Below are 19831 nucleotides of genomic sequence, written 5' to 3' on the forward strand. Positions count from 1 at the left end.
CAGCTTCGCTCAGCACATGAAGCGGGGGTGGGCCATCAGCAGGGTGAATCAAACTCCGAGTCACCGCGCAACCATTTTCTGCCAACCTCCTGAGCAGTTACGCGCGAGGCGCGCATAGAGGTCGAGAGAACGGTGCTGGACACCAGCGCTTGCAATCTCCTGCAGTTTGCGGCCCATCCGGCCCAGCGGCAGCGGCGCAATTACCCGGGGCCTGCTCGGACCCTCGAAATGGGCGGGGTCAATGACGACCAGCGCCTCGGTTCCGCGCGGATGGTCGGCGACAACTTCGCAGTTCTTCAGGAACAGTACCCTGCCAGAGACCCCACGTACCTCGACGTCCTGTCGGATGAAGCGGAAGGGCACACTGTATTGGCAGCCTTCAAGACTCGCCATGCAGTCATCGCCACCTGGCGACGCACAGCAACGTCGAACGGCTCGGGCAGCGTCTCGGGAGCCGGGTCAGCAGGAAACGTTCCTGTTCCCAAGCCTGCATGACCTTTGTGCCGGTCGCCGGGCAGCGCAATTGGCCTGAGCGTTCGGTCATTCGCTCATCCGTCCAGGCCTGTAGATCGGCAAGGTTGCCGAAGACACCGCTGTAAGGATGTCAGGCGAAGTGAGAAACTGCCCCCCCCCCCTGTTGCCTCATCGAAGATTGTTACCGACATTTGCGAGTGCGATATGCGCCATGTCTTCGCCCGCCGAGGCTTGCCCGTGCTGCGGCTCGCACGAGCTGAGCCATCTGCCCGCGGCAATCACCGAGACGCTTGAGCGCGTTCCGGCCCGTCACAAGGTGATCCAAACCGTGCGCGAGAAGGTCTCCTGTCGCCGCTGTGAGAAGATCAGCCAGCCACCGGCGCCTTTCCATGTAACCCCCGCGGAATGTTCGGGCCGCACTTCCTGGCAAACCTCGCCTTCCAGAAGTACGGCCTTCACCAGCCCCTCAATAGCCAAAGCGACAGGCTCGAGGCCGAAGGCGTCCCCTTGAACCTTTCAACCCTGGCGGACCAGATCGGCGCAATCTGCGTGGCTGTAAGGCCCCTGTTCTTGCTGCTGGAAGCCCACGGGCTTGCCGCAGATCGCCTACATGCTGACGACACCACCGTCCCGCTTTTGGCTAAGCTCAAGACCAGCGTGGCGCGAATATGGGACTATGTGCGCGATGATCGACCGTTCGGGGGCACGGCGCCACCGGTGGCGCTATGTTACTACTCCAGTGACCGTAGAGGTGAGGATCCGCGAGCACACTTGGCGGGCTATACCGGGATTCTCCAGGTCGACAGGTATGCCGGCTTCAACGCCCTGTTCGAGGACGGCCGCTCGGACAAACTCATGACCCGCGCCAACTGCTGGGTCCACGCACGCCGGGAGTTCTTCAAGCTCGTCGACATCAGGCAGCAACTCAAACGCAGGAAAAAGGGCGCCGCGCCGCTGGTCTCGCCGCTGGCAAGCGAGGCGCTCGAGATCATCGATCGGCTCTTTGCTATCGAGCGCGACATCAACGGCAAGCCCGCCGCTGAGCGTCTTGCCGTTCGCCAGGAACGGTCAGCTCCAATCGTTGCCGAACTCGAGACATGGATGCGCGAAAGGTGCAGCAAGCTCTCTCGCCACGATGCGGTGGCCAAGGCCATCGCCTATCTACAAAACGACTGGGACGGCTTCACCACATTCCTCGCCGACGGCCGCATATGTCTCTCGAACAACGCAGCAGAGCGCCAGCTGCGCGTAACTGCTCAGGAGGTTGGCAGAAAATGGTTGCGCGGTGACTCGGAGTTTGATTCACCCTGCTGATGGCCCCACCCCCGCTTCATGTGCTGAGCGAAGCTGAGAAGAACGAGCTTCTTCTGGCCCAGCACGAGATGATCGAACGAATGGCGGCGCGGATTACGGAACTTGAGGGCCTGGTCGGCAAGCCGCGCAAGACATCCTCGAACTCGCACATCCCGCCCTCGAAGGACGATTTTGGCAAAAAGGGTGGCAAGGGGCGCAAGCCGAAGACAGGCAAGCGGCCTGCGCGCGAGGGCAAACACCGCCCACTGGCCGAGACACCCGACACGACCGAACGAGTCATGGCCAGCGAGTGCGGCCATTGCGGCACGGATGTGACCGGCCAGGTACAGCAGTGCCGGCAGCGCTACGATCATGTCGACCTGCCACCGAGCCGTCCCGTCGTCACCCGGGTGGAGTTGTGGGGTGGGCGCTGCCGGTGCTGTGGCCGACGCTACAAGGCGCAGGCGCCTGTGGGCATGGCTCCCGGTTCGCCCTTCGGCCCCGGCATCCGTGCGCTGATGGCCTATCTGCATCATAGCCATCACGTGGGTTTCGAGCGCCTTTCCCGGATTGCTGGCGAACTGTTTGGGCTGACAATCTCTGAAGGTGCCATCGCCAACATGTTCCGCCGCCTGCGCACCAGCATGGATGCGGCCACGACTGCGATCCGCGCCAAATTGCTCAAGGCGCGCATCATTGCTTCGGACGAGACGACAACCCGGACCAACGGCGTGATGCAGTGGCAGTGGGTGTTCCTGTCCAGCGACGCTGTCCTGCACAAGATTGCCTCGCGCCGGGCCCGCAGCGTTGCCGAAGACGTACTGGGACAGCATCGGCCCGATGTCTGGGTCTCCGACCGCTATTCGGGTCAGCAGGAGTTGGGACGCGAGCATCAGGTTTGCCTTGCCCATGTCCTGCGCGATGTTCAGTACGCCATCGACAGCGGCGACACTGCCTTTGCGCCAAGCATCCGCGACCATCTGCGCTGGGCGATCAAGGTCGGGCGACGACGAGACCAGCTCAAGGACAGCACCTTGGCCGCCTATGCTGCCAAAGCCGACAATATCCTCGATCGTCTGGTTGCCAGACCTGTCGCTCATCCCGCCGGGCGCGTTCTGCTCAAGCAAATCAAGGCATGGCGGGGGAAGTTCTTCGTCTTCCTCAAAAACCGTGACGTGCCGGCCACGAACAACATCTCCGAGCGTGAAATCCGCCCCTCGGTCGTCTTCCGCAAGGTCACCAACGGCTTCAGGTCAGACTGGGGCGCTCAGATCCATGCCGGATACCGTTCCGTCACGGGCACCGCACGCCTCTCTGGCCAGTCCGCACTCAGCGCAATCCGCGATCTCGTCGACGGACGCTTCGCCGTCGCTTGATCGGCCTCAGTGCCAACCTCCTGAGCAGTTACAGCTGCGCAGCGTTGCTCGCGGAAGAAAAGCCTGGTTGTTCGTCGGCTCAGATCGCGGTGGCCAGCGCGCCGCGATGATGTTCAGCCTCTTTGGCACCGCACGCCTCAACGACGTCGATCCGCTCGCCTGGTTCACCGACGTCCTCGCCAAGATCGCCGACATACCCAGAACCGTCTTCACGAACTCCTCCCCTGGAACTGGAAGGTCGCTCAGCAACAGCTCGCACAGGAAATCGCCGCCTGAAATCCGGCGCCTCCGCGCCGCTCAGCGGATGCGTACCTTCATCCTCGTGCACGCCGCCGACATTCAGGACCGCGATGGGGCCATCGACGTACTTGCTTCTGTTCGCACGCGGTTCCCCTGGTTGCGCCATGTGTTCGCTGACGGCGGCTATGCAGGCGACAAACTGCGATCTGCGCTCGTCGGCATGGGCAAGTGGACAATCGACATTCATCAAGCGATCGGACAAAGCCAAGAGCTTCGAGGTGCTACCACGCCGATGGGTTGTCGAGCGGACCTTCGCCTGGCTGGGCCGCTGCCGAAGGCTCGTCAAGGACTGGGAAAAGTCCATCGCCTCGTCCACGGCATGGGCTCTAATAGCTTCAATCCGAATGCTTACGCGCAGAACCGCAAGATATTGCTGGAATTGAGAAACTTCTGAATCAGGCACTCAATTCCATCGGTTATTGCCCCCGTTCATACACAGATATTCAAAAACTCGGTGATCGAGCGCGGAAAGCTACTGATTTTTTCAGGACATTTGCTTCCCAACGAGCCCGAAAAGCTGCATACCAGAGCGTGCCGCCCAAAAGACATGTGTGCGTCAAAGTAAAATAGTTGATTGGGATGGGTTGCATCACTGATCCAAAAACAAAAGCCCCAGTCATCGTGATATCCAATGATGATGGATGGATACGCGCCCTGCCGATTCTTATAAACCATTTGATCAGAGCCACCGTCATCAAGCAGGCTATTATGGCGCCGACAATCCCAAACTGGTACAGTGACGCGAATAGACCATGGTCGGTCAGAATATAGCTCTTGACCACGACCTCTGACAGAATGTTCGGTTTTGCGGGGTTGCTGGTCATAACGCCGATCCCAACACCGGACGTGTCAAGAAATTTCGAAATGAAATATGAACCGGATTCAAACCGAATGTCGACATTATTGCTTTCAAAGTAATTGCTAAGACTTCCGGCCGACAGGATAGCTTCAATGAAGCGGCTTAGGACTGCTACGGCAACAGGTATGCCCACAATCGCAACCATCAAGCCCGCCGTTATCTTACGCCCACCGCCCACTCTCGCAAATATGAAATAGAGCGCGAAAGACACGACGATCGTGCTGAACGCAATCCGGCTCTCAAACGAAAATGCGATCGGATAGCCTATTACCAGAAGAGCTATGACCAGGAGCACCTTGCCAGCAAGACCGGTCTTCCCGAAAGTGAGGCGGCCAACAACCAGCAGGAACGCCAGAACACACGCATCCTTCAGGATCGTAAGCCTCTCGGCGTTTCCGAACTCGCCAAAAGCAGACATTCGTCTGAATGTCTCAAATTGTGGTATAGGGTATATTTTATCCAATATCACCAATGCAGAAACGATAAACGCCGCGATAATAATCCCCAAAACGATGTCAGAATAATTAGAGTCAATAGATCGAAAAAGTATAACACAAGTTATCGGCATCACAGAATATAATGAAAGTACCCAGTTATCTGAACTATAATGGAATATAAAAACGTTGGAAATAAATGAAATTATAATGAACCAGGCATAAAGCGCTATCGGAAGCCAAAATCGTGGCGTGGATAAGGAAGGAAGCTTCTTCATTGACGACAGACAGACAGGTATTGACAGAATGATGAGCAGGCTGGACAGCATGCGCCCCTGCGAAAAGTCCCGCGCGCCGAGCAGAACCGAAAACACCCCTTCATCAAGGATGAACACGCAGGCCACGATCAACGCACGATAGCTTGGCTCCAGACGGAATACATCAACCTTGCGCTCACGTGGAAATGGCGCCCTAGTTAAGATTCGGGGCTGAATGTCTTCCATCTGTGTTATCATCCTGAATGATGCCCACTACCGCCGGGCAAGCCGGTCCGCCAGCCTGAGCGCCAGCGCCACCGCCGTCAACGTTGGATTGGCCTGCCCTGAAGTCGGGAGTACGGCGGTGGTGGCTAGGTGCAAGTTCGGGCAATCGAAGGTTGTGCAATTGCGGTCGACCACGCCGTCGCGGCGGGAAAAGCCCATCCGCGTAGTGCCGATCTGGTGCGTCCCGTGGCGAGCCTGCGATAGGATCGAGGCGACGCGCTCCGGTTCGGGGAGATGGTAGCGCAGTTGCGCAAGCCCTGCCTCGCGTAGCCAGTTCTCCAGCAAGACGTGCTGCCGCAACGTCAATTCGGCATCCTGCGAGAGAAAGCGCAGGTCTATCTTCAGCTTAGGAAGGTCGAGCCGATCGGTATCCGCCGTCAGCGTGAGCCGGCTATCGGGGTTGGGCAGCTGCTCGCTGTGATAGGACAAGCCATAGCGCCCACCTGAGTTGCGGACGAAAATGCCGGGTAGCCGAGTCTTCCTGTCAAACCGCTTGGCAAGGAACTCCACTCCGAACACCGCCGCCGCCGGAGCGCCGCGCAAGAGATTGAGTAAGTGCGCCCAGACCGATGAATCGTCGGGGGTCAGGTTCATCTGCCGTATCTTCTCGGCAACAAGCAGCCGGGCCACCGGCCCCACCTTCATGATCAGGTAGATCATCGAAAGGATGGCGCTGTGATGATCGGCATGTCCGATCTTCGGCACCACCGGCCAGAACGCGCAGTTCAACAGACGCGCGGCACGCTGCGTCTCCGCGCTGGCAACGATCCGCCGCCGGACATAGGAGCCATGTGAATCGACGCGGAAATCGAAGGCCCGGGCAAAATCCGGTCGGGCGAAATGGATTTCCGCGATCTCGCCCACGACATGCCCCTGATAATAGCGCCCGAGCGGACCGTCCGAGCCGCCGAAGCGTTCGGGTGCAGAGCGCTGCGCCGCCAGCAGCAGCCGCGTCGTCTCGATCCCCCCAGCCGCCAGCACGAGTTGACGTACCGGCACCGTCGCCGGCGCGCCGTCCTTGCTTCCGCGCACCTCCACCGCCTCGACCAGACCGTTTTCGGCGAAGCGCAAGCCGGTTACAGTCATGCCTGTGCACACGACAAGCCTGGGGTCGTTACGGATCGCCTCGCGATGGATCACCTGTGCGCGCTGCTCGTTGGCCCAGCGCTCAAGCACATCCGCGCGAAAGCCCGCCTCGGCCGCGGCGAACGCCCTATCCACCTGATCGCTGCCTAGACTCTCCACATATACCGGTGCCCCCGATGCGGTCGCGCGCACCGCGTCGGGCAGATAGGATGCCATTTCGGTATAGGTGATCGGCCAACGCACGCCGATCCAATCGCGATCCTCGAAATCGATCGGATCGAACGGCAGCGTCCGCGCACCCCACAAGTTGGAAGTACCGCCAAGCTGGCGCGAGGTGACGATCGCCATGTCGTCATGCGCCGCCGGGTCGATCTCAGCATTGCCCAAGGACTGGATCAGGGGGTTGCTCGCTTTTTCGCCCGATTCGAACAGCAGAACCCGCACACCTTGCGCCGCGAGGCGGGTAGCCAAGGAAAGCCCAACAGGGCCTGATCCTACGACGCAGACATCGCTGTTTTCCGAGGTAGAACCGTCCCAGTCGTCAACCATCATCGATTATGCAACGCCCACCCAACTAAACTCACCTTGAGGGCATTCGCCCCATTTCGATTAACCGTCAAGCACCGTCGTTCGAGACTTGTCGCACTGCAGCATAATCTTTGCCATGCGCACAGGACGCGGCTAATGGTGGTAGATACGCATGGCCGTAGGCCTGCCTGGAGAAGCTTACGGTGATTTTCCCCAAAATCCGACAGCTAGCTACAAACGGTTATCTGGGATCCGCAGTGTTTGGAGCCGGGACTCGGATCATCAGTCTGGGCGCGCAGATGCTGGCCCTATTTGTCATGGCATGGCTGATGCCAAAAAGCGACTTTGGCGACCTGATGACGGTTTTTGCGATCTATCGCGTCCTTTCCTACGGGATCGGCACGGGATGCGCCGCCACGATTCTCTACCACGTTTCGCGTCGACCCGACGACGCGACTGAAATCCGGGTCCACCGCACTTTTGCTGTCATCGGCCTAGTGCTGGGTGCATTGGCGGTTGCAGCCTTGGTACTGGTCGCCCCGCTCATCGCGAGCGGGATTGGCAAACCGCGCATCGCCTTCTGGACGCTGCACTTGGCACCTTTTGGCCTGCTTTCAACGTTGGTGACCTTAGCGGGGGGGCATACGACGGTCGTGACGCAATTAACCGCTCAATTTTCGTGGTGGAGTTGCTACCCAATGTTGTGCGCGTGGCCTTGCTGGGCCTACTGCTCGCAGTGGGCGGTCCTGCCGTATTGGTCGCCTACGTGCTGGCGATTTCGCATTTCGTGGCCTGGGTGGCGGCCTTGCACCGCTTGCTGAATGCACAAGTCCATGGCTTCTATCGCATCACCCGCTGGGACGTGGGCTTCACCGGTCGATATATCTTGCACTCGTTACTATCCTTGCAGTTGCAGGGGATAGACATGATCGTGGTCGGTTGGCTGTTCACCTCGAACGTAGCTGCCGACTATGCTGTTGCCGGTCGGATTGCTGCACTGTTTCCGTTTTTCCAGCAGATCACGCTTAAGAAGTTTGCCCCGCGCTGCGGCCAACTGCTGGCTGCGCAGGACTATGCGACGCTCGAGCGGGAAGCCGGGTGTTGCCGATCATCGTCGGTTGGCGCGGTGGCCGGCCTTACTGGGTTATTGCTAATGATCGCGCCGGTGGCCTTGCGTGGTGCTGGCGATTTCGCGTCTGCGGTCGCGATGATGGTCGCGCTTGGTGCCGCGCCTTATGTCCGCTCATTCTTCGCCGGCGGCGAGGCAATCTTGCGGATGGCCGGCCAAGCGGGCTTCAACCTTAGCGTCATGACGGCATCTTTTGCCTTCGTGGTGATGACTCCGTTGCTAACGCACCAATGGTTCGGTATCTTCTCGCTGCCGTTGGGGATGGTTTTTTCGTCCCTGCTTCTCAATCCGCTGATCGTGCTTCGGGTACGCCGCCTGCTAGGCATCCAGCTCTTGCTGCCGCAGGATTGGGCGATGCTTATCGGCGGCCTTACCGTTTTTGCCCTGTCATCGCATTATGCTTCCCAAGACCTGTGGCGCGTGCTTGTAATTGGCGCATCCGTTGTCGCCCTTGGCGCGCTGGGCCTTTTTCTGCATACGCTCCCGAGCAATGGCCTGCGCCTCGGCCGGACTCGCACCTGACAAAACCGTCGAAGAGGATTCCAATGTTGCCCGCACCGTCCTTTGCCATTCGCACCAAGGCCGCACTTCGCCCATATTGGCGCCATATCCGCGACTTGTCGCAACTGGCACGTTTCTGCGCTTATGACTTCAATCGCTTCAGGCGTCTGTCTGGCACATTCCCCTTGCGCATGACGCCGGGTGCGGAAGCGGCACGGATTACAAAGTACTACCACATGATTGAAAAGGGATTAGCACTTCCCGCGCCACGGCCAGGATTCGGGCACTACGCGATCGGAGAGTTGTGTGCACTGCTCGACAAAGCGATAAACGAGGGGCGGTCCGGAGAGCACGTTGAACGCGCGCTTGATTCGCTGCTTGCGTACCGCGCGTTCAATAGCCGTCACGGTGGCGCAACCCCTGGCTGCTTAGATCATACCTTAGCCAACGCACAGGCCCGAAAAATCGCCTGCATTCCTGACGCGATAAAACAAGCGACACGGGCAGAAATCCTGGAAGCAACGGCCTTCGACGCCGAGCGATTTTTCTGGACTCGGTATTCCGTGCGCCAATTCGGCAATGCGCCCGTAGCCTACGCCGATATCGAGGCAGCAGTCCGCATTGCGCAGTCCTCTCCATCCGTGTGCAACCGCCAATCAGCGCGGGTCCATATCATTACCGACCCCTCTCAGTGCGCCGCGTTACTGCGGTTTCAGAACGGCAATCGCGGCTTTGGCGAGACGATGGGGGCCTTGGCAATCATCACCGCAGACCTCAGTCACTTTGTCGAACCTACTGAACGCTACCAGCCCTGGATTGATGGCGGGCTGTTCGCCATGACATTCGCACTTGGGCTGCATGCACGCGGGCTGGGTTCCTGTTTCCTCAACTGGTCGGCCTCGATTGACAGCGACCGCGGATTGCGCGCGGCCATGCGCCTGCCTGACGAAGAAACGGTTATCGCCTTCTTGGCAATTGGCACTTTGCGAGACGCCTTCACCGTCGCCCGCTCGCCACGCAAAGCTCTGTCAGATGTTATGGATACCAAAAATTTTAACAGGGGTTTTAAATGAAATTTCTTTTTGTTGGACATGATGATTTCGGCAACCGCGGATGCGAAGCCCTAATCCGTTCTATCAGTGGGATTTTGGTGGAGAAAGACCCGCAAACGCAACTGTTTTGCCCTTCCAAGAACGAGATACTGGATTCGAAGCAATGGCCAGAAGCCGCACAATCCAACGTAAGCTTCGTCGCGCCTAGTCAGTTTCCTGGCACGGTAAAGTGGTGGGGTCGCCTGACGCGGCGGATCCCCCCGCTCGCAAACTCTGGCCCAGGCCGCGCTACACCCCGGACCAGCAGACGTTAGCCATTTTGAACAAGTCCGATGCGATCATCGTGACTGGCGGGGATATTCTCGGCATCGAATATGGCCTTGAATCGCTTTATCACTGGATGGGCTTGATCGATTATGCCATCGATCATGGCACGCCTGCGCACCTTTGGGCTGCATCTGTCGGCCCGTTCAGTGCGGACAGGAAAGTCGAAGCACAAATTCAGGCACATCTGAGCCGCTACGCTTCAATAGCCGTTCGAGAAACGAGTTCCCGAGACTATCTTGAGGCCTTGAGCCTCAAAAATGTAACGCTCGTCGCCGACCCAGCGTTCACCATGAAGCCTCAAGCCCACGACCATGCCCACGAATTGTTCGCCGCCGCCGAACAAGGCGTACTTGGCTTCAATGTCAGCCCCTTGGTTCGTAATTTCCTTCCAGATGCCGACACTAAGCGGCATTTCGATGCTGAACTCGTAGCATTCATCCGATATGTTATTGATAAAACAAACATTTCATTACTTCTCATCCCCCATGTTGATCCATTCGACGGATCAGCTTGGAATAGCGACAGCGCCTATATGCACGGCTTGCTGAAGGCAGCTGGAGGGGCGAGCTCGCGCCTTGCCATATTGCCTTCGACGCTCAATGCCGCCCAGCTGAAGCATGCCTTGGGCCGCTGTCGTTTTTTCATAGGAGCTCGCACCCACGCAACGATCGGTGCACTTTCGCTTGGCGTGCCGACCATGTCCATTGCCTACTCCGTCAAGGCGCGCGGCATCAACCGCGACCTGTTCGGTCACGAGGACTGCGTGGTGCCAACACGTCAGGTTACTGAGAGGACCCTTCAGGGCGCTCTTGACTATCTCTTGAAAAACGAAACCGCCATGCGGCAACTGCTGGCCGAGCGCATCCCGGTCTGGCGCGAGAAAGCGCGCACCAATGCCGACTTGCTATTTGCCTGATTCCATTCAATCATTCCGGAGCCCCAGCCCGGAATGATTGAAACCCAATCGTCCCTCAAACCGTCACAGACGCCTTCTTCGCATCAAACTTGCGGATCAATTCAACGGTGTTCACTATATTGGCCCCGCTCGATGCACCAAACAGGATCGATTCAACGTATGGCTCGTTGACGACCCATTCGATCGCCTCGCTCGGACGAATAGCGCCGGAACCCAGCACCGACATGGCAATAACGCGCGCCGGATATTTGGTGGTAGCTTCGCGATAACCTTCGATGCCGCCCGACATGCGAAAAGCAATCTTGTTGACGTTGGCGCATACGATCGGGTTATCGATCCCTGCTTGCTTCAGCATCGGTAGCAGCATCGGCAAGTTCATCGTGATGAACCCCGCCTCGGCATTGTAGCGCTTTTTGCAGTGCTCGGAGAAGATGCGAAAAGCATCGACGATCCCCAGTCCTTGGATCAGATCGGTCACAACGTTTTGCAGGAAGATAACCGGCGTATCGAGGCCGCGGAACATTTTCATCTCGGCATCGACGAGCAAGGTCATCATGCCTTCGACATCGCGGCTCAGCAGGGCCTTGCCGCCTCGCAGCATTGTATCGACCAAGCCTTCGGATGGCAGGAATTTGCGCATCGCGTCGAAGTAGCCAAGCTCGGTCACTGCGTTCGCGTATTTGTGGGCATAGGGCATGCCCGGGTAGAACGTGAAGCCTTTCCAGGCATCCGGGTTCGCACGGACGCGATCGGCGATCTGCTCGATGGTGTCGTGCGTAGTGCACATGAAGCCGCCGGCACCGGCCTTGAGCGCGGCCTGCAAGACCTCGACGATATTGTCAAGGTCCTGAAAGCGCATCGCCTGTTGGCGCGCCTTTTCCTCGGACATGTGGTTGATGCCGAAAAACTGGTTATCGCCAAAAAGAATCCGTTCCATTCACTCGGTCCTTCGAGGATCAGGCTCACACGCCATCAAGAAAATTGCGAACCCCGGCAAGCAGGTCGGGGGACGCTTGGTTTGAAATTGCATCGCCCATGGCAAGCGGTACCTGCAGCAGGGCACCCATCTCGCGATGCAGATCTTCCACTGTGTCGACCACTCTGAGTCCGGGCAGATGCCCGAAGCGCTCAGCGGTGTGGATCTGGTGATCGGTCGTGTGCTCGCCCCACTCCCGGTGGCGCGGCAGCATCAGCATCTGCTTGCGGTCCTCCAAGGCCTGCAGAATGGAACCCATCCCGACATGAGCCACGAACAAGTCGCATTCACGCAGGCGGCGACGGTACTCGGTCATCGCTACCATCCGGGCAAACGGCGCGTATCGAGGTTCGTACTCGGTTTCACCGATCTGCAGGAAGACCTCTTGGGCGGGATTGTCACGCGCCCACTCGTCAACGGCGCGCACCAGACGCTCGAATGGCAACATGGATCCAACCGAAGCGAAGATCAAAGTACTGCGCCCCAGCAATCTATGCCTTCTGCCTGCGCCACTTCAGGCCATTGCGCGACAGCCTTGCTTGCAAGCTTGCGAGCAATCTTGCCTGATGAAGACAATTCCTCGGCTTGAGCAATGCTGTCGATCCACAGCGTCTTGGTGCCCATCAGCCGGGCGATTAGCAAAAACGCGAGCATCGGGGCCGAACCGGTCGTCACGATCGCATGTGGCCGCTCTTTCAGCATAATGGGCAGGGCCTTGGCCAGAACCTTGGGAAAAGCCAATTTGTCAAATCGTGAGGCATCCGGGACGGTGTAATACCGAGCCCCGGGGATGGCGGAGGTGTAGTTCTCGAACATTGACACATAGGCGACGTCCCACCCCTCGAACGCCGGGCGCAACCGCAACAATTCGATCCAGTGGCCGCCGCCTGAGGCGAGGGCAAGAAGGCGTTTCTTGCGTGCCAAGCTTAGCGACCCAGCATGCGACCGACCAGGCCGGCCTTGCGCGGGGTTCCTTCGGTTACGCCGAAGCTGCCGATGGCACCACCGTCTTGCGCTGAACCACGGATCATTTCGATCGAGGCATCGGTCACGGCAGCGCTCGCAAAAGAATTTTCTGCAGCACCCTTGCCAGCAAGAATTGCGTCGCGGAATGCTTCCATTTGCGCACTGTATTCCTCACCGCGCAAATAGTAGCTAACCGGCGGCGTGAGCTCAGTAATGTACTTGGTTGACCACCCGGTGCGGTAGCCATCAGGGATCGGTGCGGTGCCGGTCAGGAACACCTGGATTTCCTGCCGGTCGGCATAGATGCGCCCGCCGGTGCCCCACACGGTTATCCGCGTGGTCATCTTGCGGACTGACGGGTCGGACCAGTTGACTGAGATCTGCCCGGTTATGCCATCCTCAAAGCCGAGCGAGGCGTAGACTTCGTCATCGACTTCCGCCGAAAAACCGCTCTTGAGCAGGGCACCGCTGGCAACCTTAGTTTCGCCGAAATACCAATTGAGCAGGTTCAGCGGGTGCGCAGCGTAATCGTAAAGGCAGCCACCGCCGCCGCCAGCCTTGCCACGCCAAGTGGGCTTAGCGCGCTTGAGCACAACCGGCCCATAGGCCTCAGCTTGGACATGTGTCACTTTACCGATAGCACCAGCTTCAATCAGCTTCTTCACTTCGCCGAAAGTGCCGATGAAGCGATTGTGATACCCCACTTGAGTCACCAACCCCTTGGCATCCGCGGCCGCCGCGATCTCGCGCGAAACACTTGAAGCGAGAGTGAGGGGTTTTTCGCAAAAAACATGCAGCCCATGTTCTACCGCCTTGCGCGACATCCAGTCGTGCGTCGTGGTGGGCGTGGCAATGATCACAGCTTGCAGACCGGGTAGCGCAATCAGCTTGTCGAAGTCCTCCTCAAACGGAATCTTGGTGTATTTGCTGAGCACACCACCAACGATACCGGAGGTGTCGCACATCGCAACGACATTGAACTGATCGAGCGCATTCGCGATCGCTAGGTGGGACAGGCCCATCTTGCCGAGCCCGACTAGAGCGACATTCACGGCCATCAAAACCCCCTATGCTGCACTGCAGCTACGCTTGAGCTTTTCACCGAGGTAATGTCAATATCCAAGTTGGATCTATTTTCGACTTTCGAGTTTCCTGATACAGCCCGCAATCCTGATAATCCGATCCAAGCTTCATGCCACAGCAATTCGCTTCTACTGAATCCGCTGTTGCAGCTCAATGCGATCCGAACAGATCGCGCGTGAACACTTTGTCCTTCACGTTCTTGATCTCGGCAGTCATGCGATTGGCGATGATGACGTGACATGCATCCCTGAAGGTCTCCAGATCGCGCTCCACCTCCGATCCGCTTCATGATAGGGGGCTTTTGCGTGATCCCTTGGATCGAGGACTGGCGGAAATTGTCCGATCCGACCTTCATCAGCAGCCGGAACACGCCAACCTTGCTGGGTTTCCTGGCGATGATCTGGTCAGCGAGGAAGTCCTTGCGGGTGCGGTTGGCGTCGGCGATCGCCCGGATCAGGTTCTGGGGCACTTCCGAATAATTCGCCAGCAGTTGCTTGGTGCCTTTGGGTAGGCAGTAGCAGCCGAGGCTGGGCTTGTTGTAGTGCCGGCAGATGCAGAGAGTATACGCCGCGTAGCCTATGAGCGGCTGCCACCCGTAAAGATCACGGATCTGCTGTTGGAAATAGATGGCTGGACCGGATTTTCCGAGTGCTTCACCTTGGCCTGCCGCCCTTCTGAGCGGCCCATCGCCTATCATGGTCTGGATCACGAAGGAAGAATGGAATGGCTCGAAAGCACAAGCCCGAGGAGATCATCGGCAAGCTGGATGAGGCGGAGATCGTGCTGGCGCAGGAAGGGACGGTGGTCGATGCCTGCCGCCGGATCGGCGTCACCGAACAGAGCTATTTCCGCTGGCGCGAGGAATATGGCGGTCTGAAGATGGATCAAGCGCGGTGGATGAAGGATCTCGAGCGCGAGAACGCCAGGCTACAACAGGCGGTGTCGGACCTGACGCTCGGCGAGCTGATCCTGCAGGAGGCCGTCAGGGGAAACTACTGAGCCCCGCGCACCGACGGTACTGCGTCGATCACATCAAGGCAATGATGGTAGTATTTGAGCGGCGGGTCTGCTGCGTACCCGGGCAGTATAGATCGACGCAGCGCAAGGCGCCCCGCGGGGCGGACAACCAAGCAGCTCTCACCGAGGACATCGTTGCGCTCGCCCGGTAATATGGCCGTTATGGCTATCGCCGGGTGACGGCCCTGCTGCGCGATGCTGTCTGGCACGTAAACAGGAAGCGGGTCGAGCGCATTTGGCGGCGTGAGGGGCTCAAGGTGCCCCAGAAGCAGCCGAAGCGCTCACGGCTCTGGCTCAATGACGGGTAATGCATCCGGCTGCGGCCCAAGTATCCGGGGCACGTGTGGTCCTTCGACTTCGTCGAGGGTCGGACCTACGATGGCCGCAAGTTCCGTATCCTGATGATCATCGACGAAGCCAGCCGAGAGTGCCTGGCCCTGCCGGTGGCACGGTGGCTCAGGAGCGAGGACGTACTGGCGGCGCTGGCCGAGCTGTTGGTCATGCGCGGCCCGCCGGCACACATACGCTCGGACAACTTCCAAGGTCGGAAGGGCGAGGCCCGCAACGCGCTCGCCCGTGCACTCTTCTCCAACCAGCTCGGCAACCTGCTCAACCGCCGGTTCGAAAATCAGGCCTATCGCGCCTCGTGCCTGAACCTATTCGTTGCAGCCATCATCCTGTGGAACACCCCCGCTTCTCCAACAGGCGGTCGGGGCGTTCTCGATTCCCTAACACATTTCCCGCGACATCGTCCCCTTTGGGGTGGGAACATATCTCGCTCACCGGCGACTATCGCTGGATCGTTGAAAGCCGTCCCGATACCGGCCAGCTTCGCCCGCTCCGCATACCGCCTTCGCTCTTGGCTGCGTGACAACATAGCACCTTACGCCAAAGGTTCTCTCTTGGCGTACGTAAAACGCACGTTCCTGTAGTCACCCTATATTGCCGCCGCACCTCGGACAGCTACGATAACAATCCTTCCTAGCCTCGCCGCCGGCCTCGATGTTAGTGCGGCTCTGCGTGCCATGAAGCCGCTCAAGCGCATCGGCGAGGCGGGCATAAGAGCGGGCCGAATGGTTGGCGCCGGTGACGCTGAACAGGTCGTGCGCGGTGAATACGAAGTCCTACGAGACCGCCGGGCCCTGATCTATCTTGGCCGCGATCAGCGCGGCAATGTAGAGCATGATCTCCTTGTCAAAGATCGTCGCCACCCCGCGCGCGCTTGGCCGTACCTCAATCGACATATCGCCGGTGGCATAGGCCAGCGGCTTCATCCAGGCGTTCTTGCTGAGCGCGAAGAACGGAAACGCCATGAGCGAGCGCTCCCCCGGATCTCGCCGGCGAGCGGACTGTCGAGCTGGAACAGCTCGTCCTGGACTGGTGACTGGCCACAAGTGCTCTATCGCATGCGGAGCGAGGCGGGAAGGGGGCGACGGCGGGAGAATTTCTACTCGAAAGCACAAATGGAGCGGGGAGCCTTCGGTTCTCACGGCTGTTCCGAGCGCCCATCCGTCACCCGAAGACACCAAGCCTTTTGCGGTAAATATCTAAAAGGTTGGCGCGAAACGCAGCCAGCGAGAACACCCGCTCATAAGTTTCGCGGCCACGGTCGCAGATCTCCTGGCGCAACGCGCTGCTCCCGATCAGCCGAGCCAGTGCCGCCGCCAACTGCGTCCGCTCGCCAGGCGCCACGATCAGCGCATCGCGTTCGGCCTCGACGAACTGCGGGATGGCACCAACTGAAGTGGCGATGACTGGCGTGCCCGCCCCAAGCGCCTCAAGAATAACCAGCGGTAGCCCCTCATGATAGGATGGCAGCACCATCACATCGGCATCCGAAAGCAGTCTTTGCGCCCCTTCCTGATTGACCCAGCCCAGAAAATCGACGCGATCCTCTAACCCGGCATTTTTCACCGCTTCGCGGTAGCGCAGCAAGTCCCCGCCGCCGGCGAAGTTCAGGTGCCAGCGCGGCAGCTCCGCGGGCAGAGCCGCCAGCGCCGCGATCAGGTCTGACACCCCCTTGCGTTCGAGAAGGTTGCCCAGAAACAGCAACTGGACGGTGGCGCGCGGGGCACGATGGTCGCGGCCATGGTACGGCGGCACCGGCACCCCGTTCGCCAAGACATCGACGCGATTCGGCTTGACGCCCAGATCATTGACGAGCCATTCACGCCAGTTATCACCCAGCACAATGTTGGTGCTGGCGAGACGGAACGGCAGCCCGATCAGCCACTGCACGAATGCGCTGCTTTTACGCCATCCGGCCTCGAGTTCGACGGCATGGAGATGAACGACCACGGTTGCACCGGAAGTGCGCGCAAGCAGCGTCACCACGCCCTTGCGCAGCGCGCTGGCCTTGTCTCCCAAATTGATGTGCACCAGCCCCAAACGCCCGGTGAGCCGCGCGTCCCAGATGGTTCCGACCGCCTTGGCCGTCAACCACAGCGATGCCGCGAAACCGCGGTTGTCGCGGGTGACCAGCGGGCGGAATTCCAACGGGCTTGTCCCATCGTCGTCGAAGCTGAGGATGTAGTCCTTGACTCGCCCCATACCGCCGCCGGCTTGGCCTGAAGGTGCTACGACGAAGGCCAGCGGGCGGGTTGTGGAAGCGCGCGCCTTACCCAGCACGCGGTCCGCCAGCGCGCCGAGCGGGCGCTCGACCAAGTGGTAGACGACGATCCCAGCCAGAGCGCAGGCGATCACGGCGAATACGGCAAAGCCCACCCATCCGACCGGCCCGCCGGGCACAAACCGGCGCCAAATCTGCCCCAGCGCCGACAACATTATATAGTGCGAAAGGTAGATCGAATAAGAGGCATCGCCCAGCTTTCGGGCAACACGCTCCAACCCTCCCTTGAGATAGAGTGGTACATAAAGTGCGCCAAGCACGATCAGTAGGGCAGGCACGCCGACCGCAACCCCTTGGGTCAGCAGCTGCCGGGTGACAGGCGACAGTACGAGGCCCGCAGCACCGACGGCAATAATTAGCCACCATGCCCGGGACGTACGCCCGTCCGTGCGCAAGAACAACTCTCCCAGCACCATGCCATAGCCGAACTCGAGGATCAGCGAACGAGTGTAGAAAGCTGCCACTCCGCTCACCGGCACGAACAATGGCACCGTGGTCAGGCAGACCAACGCCGCGCCGACCAGCGTCACCACCAAACCGCGCCGAGCCCCGGCGATCGCCAACGCGATGGCGAAGATCAGGTAGAAAAACATTTCATAGTTGAGTGTCCACCCCGGAACCAGCATCGGCCAATACTGGTGCTGGACCGGGTGCAGCCACGGGACGAACAGGAACGAGGCGATGACGTGCCCAAGATCGAACCGGCTCGACTGGGCCACTGCAGGTATTAGCAGCAGCATGGCCATCATTACCAGGCTGAGGGTCCAATACAAGGGCACGATCCTCGTAATGCGATCGCGTAGAAAGCCGATGCCGCCCCTGCCCGGATGGCGGGCGGTGGAATAGACCATCACGAAGCCGCTGATGACGAAGAAAATGTCGACCCCGGAGGAAAGCGTTTCTGGCCCGTTGACGGGAAAGCCCATTCTCTGGATCTGCGGAAACACATGATAGGCCACAACCAGCATGGCTGCGACCCCACGCAGGTATTGGATAGAATCGAGCGTCCGTCGTCCCCGTACCTGCGCGGCGCTCAGAACTTCGGGCGGCGTCTCCACGACGGTCGGTGCATTCATAGCTTCGTGATCACCCTTGACATGTCACACCCCGATAGCATCATGCTGCGCTGCAGAAAAGTTAGCGATTAGGTAGAATAACTCGGCATTCTACGGGTATGGTCGGACGCGCCATCCCCTACCGTTAGGAGCATAAATGCGTCAAATTAAACTACCCGGAACAACTCTGAAAAGCTCAGTGCTGGGCATGGGCTGCGCATCGCTGGGTTCCCGCTACGGTGCAGGCGCGGGATTGCGGGCGCTGGAAGCTGCCTTTGACAGTGGTATTACCTGGTTCGACGTGGCGCCCGCTTACGGGGCTGGCGAAGCCGAGCCCATTCTCGGCAGGTTCCTGCAGGGCCGGCGCGAACAAGTTCAGGTGTGCACCAAGGTTGGTCTTGCCGCACCCCAACGCGGCCTCGTCAGAAAGCTACTGCTACCGGTGGCGCGGCCAGTCGTTGCTAGGATGAAGGGCTTGCGCGGCAAGATCCGGCAAAGCGGCGCAACCACGAATATCAGCCTCCCGTTGACGGCAGAGCTAATTGAAACGTCCATCGCCCGCTCGCTGGCGCGGCTGCGCACGGACCGAGTCGAGGTCTATGCCTTGCACGACCCGAACCCCGACGACCTCGCCCGAGACGACGTGCTTCGCGCGCTGGAACGGGTCGTTGCCCGCGGCCAGGCACGCCATGTCGCTGTGGCCGGCGAACTCGACGCGGCGCTCCGGGGGCGGCGAGCGGTGCCTTCACCGCGATCCAGACCGCCGACGATCCACACACCGATCCGCTGGCCCGGGTCCGCACCGCCGCAAACCGTCCGATCACTACCATCAGCCATTCGGTGCTTTGCACGGGCGGGACAAGGGCTCAACTGACCTCAAAAATCGCACAGGCACCGGACGACCGCGTATGGGCCGATGCAGCCGGCTTCGAGGGCGACCCAACCAAAGTTGCCGCACAACTACTGCTGGCACGTGCCCTTTACGCTAATGGCAATGGCCCGGTACTCGCCTCCATGTTCGGAGCTGGCCATTTGCAGGATGCTGTTGCCGTGACAGCTCTTAGCTTCTCCGCTTGCGAGAAGGCGCACAGCCTGGTCAAGTATCTTCTTGAGGTGTGAACTCATGGGTTGTTCCATGCCGTCACCCTTCATGCGCCAAAGCCTTAGAGTCGGATCTGTAATTGCAGAGCTGTGGCGGTGTGATCCCTTGAGGGTTTCATGGATCTGTCCGCACTGGCCGAACACAAGTTCGGTCGTGCTGTATCGGGTCTCACAAGAACGAACGTTG

General features: G+C 59.5%; 15 protein-coding genes and 7 pseudogenes. 11 read left to right on the forward strand and 11 right to left on the reverse strand.

Annotation, left to right across the window (positions count from 1 at the left end; genetic code table 11):
* Positions 1–60: 60 nt before the first annotated feature.
* On the reverse strand, positions 61–393 hold the full coding sequence (locus C7W88_RS17450) for a hypothetical protein (RefSeq protein WP_118074888.1): 333 nt from the start codon (positions 391–393) through the stop codon (positions 61–63).
* 301 nt (positions 394–694) lie between these two features.
* Here C7W88_RS17450 and C7W88_RS17455 point away from each other — a divergent pair.
* The 4 genes and pseudogenes from C7W88_RS17455 to C7W88_RS17470 form a co-directional block, all read left to right on the forward strand.
* A pseudogene (locus C7W88_RS17455) lies at positions 695–1755 on the forward strand (IS66 family transposase); the annotation flags it as partial.
* A gap of 32 nt (positions 1756–1787) precedes the next feature.
* Entirely contained in the window at positions 1788–3143 is a 1356-nt protein-coding gene (locus C7W88_RS17460; protein WP_118074889.1) for an IS66 family transposase, read from the forward strand.
* 34 nt (positions 3144–3177) lie between these two features.
* Positions 3178–3419: pseudogene (locus tag C7W88_RS24905) on the forward strand (transposase domain-containing protein); the annotation flags it as partial.
* 37 nt (positions 3420–3456) lie between these two features.
* A pseudogene (locus C7W88_RS17470) lies at positions 3457–3826 on the forward strand (transposase); the annotation flags it as partial.
* Positions 3827–3886: 60 nt separating this feature from the next.
* Here C7W88_RS17470 and C7W88_RS17475 read toward each other — a convergent pair.
* A complete protein-coding gene (locus C7W88_RS17475) occupies positions 3887–5239 on the reverse strand; it encodes a hypothetical protein (RefSeq protein WP_162896198.1) in 1353 nt (450 codons plus the stop codon).
* A gap of 27 nt (positions 5240–5266) precedes the next feature.
* Complete coding sequence (locus C7W88_RS17480) at positions 5267–6913, reverse strand: GMC oxidoreductase (RefSeq protein WP_205525338.1); 1647 nt, start codon at positions 6911–6913, stop codon at positions 5267–5269.
* Positions 6914–7095: 182 nt separating this feature from the next.
* Here C7W88_RS17480 and C7W88_RS17485 point away from each other — a divergent pair, with 182 nt between their 5' ends.
* The 4 genes from C7W88_RS17485 to C7W88_RS17495 all read left to right on the forward strand — a co-directional run bounded on the left by C7W88_RS17485 (position 7096) and on the right by C7W88_RS17495 (position 10817).
* Positions 7096–7713: an oligosaccharide flippase family protein gene (locus C7W88_RS17485; protein WP_162896199.1), complete on the forward strand. Its 618-nt coding sequence runs from the start codon at positions 7096–7098 to the stop codon at positions 7711–7713.
* A complete protein-coding gene (locus tag C7W88_RS22920; protein WP_162896200.1) occupies positions 7659–8543 on the forward strand; it encodes a hypothetical protein in 885 nt (294 codons plus the stop codon). The genes C7W88_RS17485 and C7W88_RS22920 overlap by 55 nt, the downstream gene beginning before the upstream one ends.
* A 23-nt stretch (positions 8544–8566) precedes the next feature.
* On the forward strand, positions 8567–9595 hold the full coding sequence (locus C7W88_RS17490; protein ID WP_162896201.1) for a nitroreductase family protein: 1029 nt from the start codon (positions 8567–8569) through the stop codon (positions 9593–9595).
* A gap of 298 nt (positions 9596–9893) precedes the next feature.
* A complete protein-coding gene (locus C7W88_RS17495; protein WP_240345069.1) occupies positions 9894–10817 on the forward strand; it encodes a polysaccharide pyruvyl transferase family protein in 924 nt (307 codons plus the stop codon).
* Positions 10818–10872: 55 nt separating this feature from the next.
* On the opposite strand, the gene C7W88_RS17500 is transcribed toward C7W88_RS17495, so the two are convergent.
* The 5 genes and pseudogenes from C7W88_RS17500 to C7W88_RS23945 all read right to left on the reverse strand — a co-directional run.
* Positions 10873–11754, reverse strand: coding sequence for a hypothetical protein (locus tag C7W88_RS17500; RefSeq protein ID WP_118074895.1), 882 nt, complete (start codon positions 11752–11754; stop codon positions 10873–10875).
* Between the two features lie 25 nt (positions 11755–11779).
* Entirely contained in the window at positions 11780–12241 is a 462-nt protein-coding gene (locus tag C7W88_RS17505) for a glycosyltransferase (protein ID WP_205525339.1), read from the reverse strand.
* 20 nt (positions 12242–12261) lie between these two features.
* A complete protein-coding gene (locus tag C7W88_RS17510) occupies positions 12262–12717 on the reverse strand; it encodes an oligosaccharide biosynthesis protein Alg14 (RefSeq protein WP_118074897.1) in 456 nt (151 codons plus the stop codon).
* Between the two features lie 2 nt (positions 12718–12719).
* The gene (locus tag C7W88_RS17515) at positions 12720–13817 is read right to left on the reverse strand and encodes a Gfo/Idh/MocA family protein (RefSeq protein WP_118074898.1); all 1098 of its coding nucleotides are present in this window, start codon (positions 13815–13817) and stop codon (positions 12720–12722) included.
* A gap of 175 nt (positions 13818–13992) precedes the next feature.
* A pseudogene (locus C7W88_RS23945) lies at positions 13993–14458 on the reverse strand (UDP-glucose 6-dehydrogenase); the annotation flags it as partial.
* 107 nt (positions 14459–14565) lie between these two features.
* Between C7W88_RS23945 and C7W88_RS17525 the strand changes: the two are divergent.
* Together C7W88_RS17525 and C7W88_RS23950 are read left to right on the forward strand one after the other, a co-directional pair.
* Positions 14566–15395 (forward strand): annotated as a pseudogene (locus C7W88_RS17525) (IS3 family transposase); the annotation flags it as partial.
* A gap of 12 nt (positions 15396–15407) precedes the next feature.
* A pseudogene (locus C7W88_RS23950) lies at positions 15408–15730 on the forward strand (Tn3 family transposase); the annotation flags it as partial.
* Positions 15731–15791: 61 nt separating this feature from the next.
* Here the strand turns inward: C7W88_RS23950 and C7W88_RS17530 are convergent.
* A pseudogene (locus tag C7W88_RS17530) lies at positions 15792–16172 on the reverse strand (replication initiator protein A).
* Positions 16173–16371: 199 nt separating this feature from the next.
* Positions 16372–18456, reverse strand: coding sequence for a glycosyltransferase (locus C7W88_RS17535; RefSeq protein ID WP_205525340.1), 2085 nt, complete (start codon positions 18454–18456; stop codon positions 16372–16374).
* A 295-nt stretch (positions 18457–18751) separates the two neighbouring features.
* Here C7W88_RS17535 and C7W88_RS17540 point away from each other — a divergent pair, with 295 nt between their 5' ends.
* Positions 18752–19417 (forward strand): aldo/keto reductase, encoded by a 666-nt coding sequence (locus C7W88_RS17540; protein WP_240345132.1) that lies wholly within the window; start codon positions 18752–18754, stop codon positions 19415–19417.
* An 86-nt stretch (positions 19418–19503) separates the two neighbouring features.
* Here the strand turns inward: C7W88_RS17540 and C7W88_RS23205 are convergent, their stop codons facing one another.
* Positions 19504–19695, reverse strand: a complete 192-nt coding sequence (locus C7W88_RS23205; protein ID WP_118074901.1) for a hypothetical protein — start codon at positions 19693–19695, stop codon at positions 19504–19506.
* Positions 19696–19831: the final 136 nt, after the last annotated feature.

The sequence above is a fragment of the Novosphingobium sp. THN1 genome, from assembly GCF_003454795.1.
Classification (GTDB): domain Bacteria; phylum Pseudomonadota; class Alphaproteobacteria; order Sphingomonadales; family Sphingomonadaceae; genus Novosphingobium.

What these genes read in the sequence shown, in the direction of transcription:
- C7W88_RS17450 (WP_118074888.1), bottom strand. Translation starts at nt 393, where the DNA reads ATGGCGAGTCTTGAAGGCTGCCAATACAGTGTGCCCTTCCGCTTCATC.
- C7W88_RS17460 (WP_118074889.1), top strand. Translation starts at nt 1,788, where the DNA reads ATGGCCCCACCCCCGCTTCATGTGCTGAGCGAAGCTGAGAAGAACGAG.
- C7W88_RS17475 (WP_162896198.1), bottom strand. Translation starts at nt 5,239, where the DNA reads ATGGAAGACATTCAGCCCCGAATCTTAACTAGGGCGCCATTTCCACGT.
- C7W88_RS17480 (WP_205525338.1), bottom strand. Translation starts at nt 6,913, where the DNA reads ATGGTTGACGACTGGGACGGTTCTACCTCGGAAAACAGCGATGTCTGC.
- C7W88_RS17490 (WP_162896201.1), top strand. Translation starts at nt 8,567, where the DNA reads ATGTTGCCCGCACCGTCCTTTGCCATTCGCACCAAGGCCGCACTTCGC.
- C7W88_RS17500 (WP_118074895.1), bottom strand. Translation starts at nt 11,754, where the DNA reads ATGGAACGGATTCTTTTTGGCGATAACCAGTTTTTCGGCATCAACCAC.
- C7W88_RS17505 (WP_205525339.1), bottom strand. Translation starts at nt 12,241, where the DNA reads ATGTTGCCATTCGAGCGTCTGGTGCGCGCCGTTGACGAGTGGGCGCGT.
- C7W88_RS17515 (WP_118074898.1), bottom strand. Translation starts at nt 13,817, where the DNA reads ATGGCCGTGAATGTCGCTCTAGTCGGGCTCGGCAAGATGGGCCTGTCC.
- C7W88_RS17535 (WP_205525340.1), bottom strand. Translation starts at nt 18,456, where the DNA reads ATGCTGGTTGTGGCCTATCATGTGTTTCCGCAGATCCAGAGAATGGGC.
- C7W88_RS17540 (WP_240345132.1), top strand. Translation starts at nt 18,752, where the DNA reads ATGGGCTGCGCATCGCTGGGTTCCCGCTACGGTGCAGGCGCGGGATTG.
- C7W88_RS23205 (WP_118074901.1), bottom strand. Translation starts at nt 19,695, where the DNA reads ATGAAGGGTGACGGCATGGAACAACCCATGAGTTCACACCTCAAGAAG.